This is a genomic window from bacterium (assembly GCA_024224155.1).
Classification (GTDB): Bacteria; Acidobacteriota; Thermoanaerobaculia; order Multivoradales; family JAHEKO01; genus CALZIK01.
Genome location: JAAENP010000117.1, coordinates 1 through 3,017 on the forward strand (window position 1 = coordinate 1; position 3,017 = coordinate 3,017).

Consider the following 3,017-nt stretch of genomic DNA (forward strand, 5'->3'; position numbering starts at 1 on the left):
GAGCCGAGCGAGCAGAGGTTACGATGATCTATCGCGCCTTGGCCGATCTGGTCCTCGTCCTCCATCTCGCGTTCATCATCTTTGTCGTGGTCGGCGGGCTCCTCGCGCTTCGCTGGCGTTGGGCCCCGCTTGTGCACCTCCCGGCTGCGATATGGGGCGTGTTTATCGAGGTGACGGGCGGTGTCTGCCCGCTTACACCCCTGGAGAACGCGCTTCGCAAAGCGGCGGGCGCTTCAGCGTATGCGGGCGGGTTCATCGAGCACTACCTTGTGCCAATCATCTATCCAGCGGCGCTCTCGCACACGGTGCAGCTCGTGCTGGCGGCTCTAGTCGTCCTCGCCAATGCTCTCGTGTACTCGCTTGTCTGGCGGCGGTACAGGCGAGCATCAGGCAGGCTGGCCGCCTAACCCCTCGCTGCACCGGACACCGCCTCGCGTGCTCCGAGCCCCAGCCCGCCAGGCTCTCCGCCTCCCGCTCGTGAAGCCGGAGCGCAGGGGGCTGGCTAGCGCCTGATCGGCGCGACCTCCCCCCTCGCCTTCCCGTTGAGCGGGCCCGCGATCTCGCTTGAGATTCGGTCCGCTGCCTGCTTCACAGGATTGGCTGCTAGGTGCGCGTAGCGTTGCGTCGCTACTGCCTGGGTGTGGCCGAGGAGCTTCCCGATGATCGGCAAGGACAGCGCCGCGCCGGCGCCCATACCGCCCGTTCGGGTGGCGCATTGTCCGTAATCACAGGCGTAAGTTCAAGATAGCCTCGACAAAGGCACACCTGGGAAAACCCAGGGCCGGAAAGCCACGGGTCCTCGCTTCCTACTGGACGGTGAGGCCTCACGCCTCCACCGCGCAGGACCGCAAGACCGCCGGGCTGCCGAAGGCACCGAGGAGGTGCTTCATGCAAAGCAGGTTTTGGCTGGCGGCGATGCTCCCCGCGATCGACTCGTCTCGCACGGCTGCGATCCGAGTAGGTGGGCAGGGGCCAAACCGGAGGACGATGCGATCAAGCATGAGTCTTGCGGAGCGGCTGGCGGTGCTGGCCGGCGATCCGATGGATCTGGAGCAGCTGCCCGAGCCCTACCGAAGCGGCGCGCCGGCGCCGGACCCGGTGCTCGATTTGAACAACGACACTCGAGTCGTCGAGCTGCGTGAGTTCCGAGATCGGTGCGAGAAGCAGTACATTGAGGGCGTACTCGAACGAGTCGGCTGGAACGTGAGCGAAGCGGCGCGTCTCTTGGGAATCCACCGCACCCGACTGCACAAGAAGCTCAAGGATTTCGGGACCCGGCGCCCTTGAGGTTGCCAAGCTCCAGGGAGCCTCTCTCCGAAGAGGGTCCTGCAACTCCGAGATCGCTCATTCCGCACGAGGCGCCAGGAAACGTGTGTCTGCTGAATCCTGAGTCCCACCACCTTCGATGGCGCCGCCTTCTCGCTTCGACGAAGGGGCGCGCATTCGCGCCCGGACAGCCTCAAGAGCCCACGGCTGGGAAAAGTGACTCGATCGAGGGCTGGCGTGTGGTCGGTAGCTCTTCGCTGGAAGGCCACGGAAGCTAGTCGTGGTTGTACTTGAGCGGATGTTTCTCGTGCATGCCCTTATCCTGGTTGGCCTCGTAGTCGAACACGTAGCCCTCGGCCACGAACGGGCTCTCGCTGTTGTGGCAACCGTCGCACTGCGCTCCGCCCACGCTTTCCACCATGCCGGCGGCCACCACGTCGGCGAACTTGTACTCCTTGTTTTTGAGACTCATGAGCTCGTCCGCGACATAGGTACCGCCCGGCCCGTGGCAGGTCTCACAGCCGACGCCCGCCAGCTCCGGCGTGGTTTCGATGTCGACGAAGCCACCCGGTTTACCGTAGCCCGTGACATGGCACTTCACACAACCTTCGACCTGAGTGTAGTCGAAGTTCGGGTCCAGGCCGGTGCTTCGCTTGGCTTTCACTCGTTCTCCGGGCTTCAAGGCATCTAAGGCGGTGGCCATCGTCGTGGCTTCCCACGACTTGTACTCCTTGAGATGGCACTTCTTGCAGCCCTTTGATCCAATGTACTCGAACTCCGCCTCATCCGCCGCCATCGGCGCCGCCAGGGACGCGTGCATCAACCCGAGTAGGAGAAAGACCGGAAGAGCTCTGATCAACGCCGTTCGTTTCTTCACTTTTGCCACTCCTCTCAAACACTTCTAATAGCACAGAATGGCCTCGGTGGTTGCCACCCATAGTGACGGGGGACCCCCCTGCTGAGTTTCGCGGTGTGTCGCCGCCCAGCTCGACCCGGAAACCCGAAGCTTTTCGAGAGTGCGAGGGCTCAGGCCCAGGAACTCAGCTGCCTGCGCTGTGTTGAGATACGGGCTCGCTGTCGCCGATCGCTGAGCCCTTACTCTCATCGGCGTACCGAATGAGGCGGGGCCAGCTTCCATCCCCAGGCAGATAGATGCGGCCCTTCGCGTTTAACTCGTCGAGTCGATCGATCGTAGTGGTCCAGTGCCGACCGATGGCGGACACGTCGAGGCCTTTCCAGGGCAAGCCGCTGCGCCCATGGCGAACTCCCGGTCCTGTCAACTCTCCGTGCTCGTAGCGGCGACCTTCTTGGTCGATTTTTCGATAATGGCTCTTGAGGTGTTTCTCAGTGAACGGGCGATATGGCCGGTTCCAGAGATGGAGCCCCGCTTCCCTCGCGTAAACGAGAAGCACATCGTGGACGGGGCGCACATCGAGGCGGGGAACGACGTCTATCACATCGGTGACCTGTCGCGAATCTGGGTCACTGCCGAGATCTATGAGTACGACGCACCCTGGATCGAGGTCGGTCAGCCGGCGCAAATGGAACTGACCTATGCACCGGGTCGGACCATCGAGGGACGGGTGGCCTACATCTATCCCACGATCGACAAGGCGACTCGCACGCTCAGCGTGCGTCTCGAGTTCGAGAACCCGGACAACCGCCTCAAGCCCGGGATGTTCGCGACGCTCTACATCCAATTCCAGCGGCGCGATGACGTGCTCGTCGTTCCGACGGAAGCGATCCTCCAC

General features: G+C 63.1%; 4 protein-coding genes and 1 riboswitch. Of the genes, 3 read left to right on the forward strand and 1 reads right to left on the reverse strand.

Features of this window, described 5'->3' with window-relative positions; all coding sequences use genetic code 11:
• Window positions 1-23: 23 nt before the first annotated feature.
• A complete protein-coding gene (locus GY769_06750; protein MCP4201619.1) occupies window positions 24-407 on the forward strand; it encodes a DUF2784 domain-containing protein in 384 nt (127 codons plus the stop codon).
• Window positions 408-748: 341 nt separating this feature from the next.
• Window positions 749-869, forward strand: a riboswitch (cyclic di-GMP riboswitch).
• 130 nt (window positions 870-999) lie between these two features.
• The gene (locus GY769_06755) at window positions 1,000-1,287 is read left to right on the forward strand and encodes a hypothetical protein (GenBank protein MCP4201620.1); all 288 of its coding nucleotides are present in this window, start codon (window positions 1,000-1,002) and stop codon (window positions 1,285-1,287) included.
• Window positions 1,288-1,540: 253 nt separating this feature from the next.
• Here GY769_06755 and GY769_06760 read toward each other — a convergent pair whose 3' ends face one another.
• On the reverse strand, window positions 1,541-2,143 hold the full coding sequence (locus GY769_06760; GenBank protein MCP4201621.1) for a hypothetical protein: 603 nt from the start codon (window positions 2,141-2,143) through the stop codon (window positions 1,541-1,543).
• Window positions 2,144-2,522: 379 nt separating this feature from the next.
• On the opposite strand from GY769_06760, the gene GY769_06765 reads away from it, so the two are divergent.
• Window positions 2,523-3,017, forward strand: a 495-nt coding sequence (locus GY769_06765) for an efflux RND transporter periplasmic adaptor subunit (protein MCP4201622.1), incomplete at its 3' end; no start/stop codon positions are given.